The 1,106-nt window shown below is 55.3% G+C and carries 1 protein-coding gene; it reads left to right on the top strand.

Going from position 1 to position 1,106, the window contains the following annotated elements; all coding sequences use genetic code 11:
- Positions 1-78 precede the first annotated feature (78 nt).
- Positions 79-1,106, top strand: a 1,028-nt coding sequence (locus AC1RQB_RS28210; RefSeq protein ID WP_493095486.1) for an integrase core domain-containing protein, incomplete at its 3' end; no start/stop codon positions are given.

Raw genomic sequence — 1,106 nt, 5'->3', positions numbered from 1 at the left:
GAAACCGGAGACATCCTTTACGTTTTAAACCGGAGACATCGTTTACAGGTATGAAATACGGTCAGGAGGTGCCTGACCATGCCCTGGAATCGAGAGTCCCCAATGGATCAGAGAGTGAAACTCGTAGGCGACTGGATGTCCGGCGCCTATTCCAAATGTGAGCTAGCACGGCATTACGGTGTCAGCCGGCCCACTTTGGACAAGTGGCTAGCGCGCTATGCTGAACGTGGCATCGACGGGCTCAAAGAGCTGTCCAGACGTCCACACCACAGCCCCCATCAAATCAGTGAGCATGTCCTTGAGTTGCTGATCGCTTATAAGCGCGAGCATCCGAGTTGGGGGCCTGAGAAGTTGGTTCACAACCTTAAAAATACGCACGCGGAGCTGTCTTGGCCCGCGTTGAGCACCGCTGGCGAATGGCTCAAGCGTGCAGGTCTGGTGCAAAAACGACGTTTCCTTAATCGCCCACCGACGGGGCCTATTCCGTTACGCGAAGCCACAGAGCCCAATCAAACATGGGCGGCGGATTTCAAAGGCGACTTCGCCCTGCAATCAGGTCAGCGCTGCTTTCCTTTGACGATCTCCGATCATGTCAGTCGATTCCTCTTACTTTGTCGGGCGCAAAGCAGTGTGGCTGGGGCGCGCGAAGGATTTGACTGGGCTTTTCGAGAGTATGGGTTGCCCAATGTCATTCGCACGGATAACGGTTCACCTTTTGCCTCGACCGGCGTGTCGCGCATCTCCAGCCTGGCGGCCTGGTTCATACGCTTGGGTATCTATCCCGAGCGTATCCAGCCCGGACGCCCTGACCAGAATGGCCGCCATGAACGAATGCACCGAACCCTCAAGGCTGCGCTGCTTCAGACACCTGAGCATAATTTGGTACAGCAGCAGCTGGCGTTTGAACGGTTTCGCCACGAATACAACTACGAACGCCCTCACAAGGCCCTGGCAATGAAGGTTCCGGCGGATGTTTATGTGCCATCCAGCCGCCTCTACGACGGACGTGTGCCGGAGGTGAATTACCCTTCACAAATGCTGGTCAGAAAAGTCCGGCAAAACGGTTCAATGAAGTGGAAAGGCGGAATGGTATTTGTCAGCGAATC

The sequence above is a fragment of the Pseudomonas sp. GW822-FHT02E03 genome (assembly GCF_058802325.1).
Note: the sequence above shows the minus strand (reverse complement) of the source record. Positions and strands in the feature narration are given on the sequence as shown.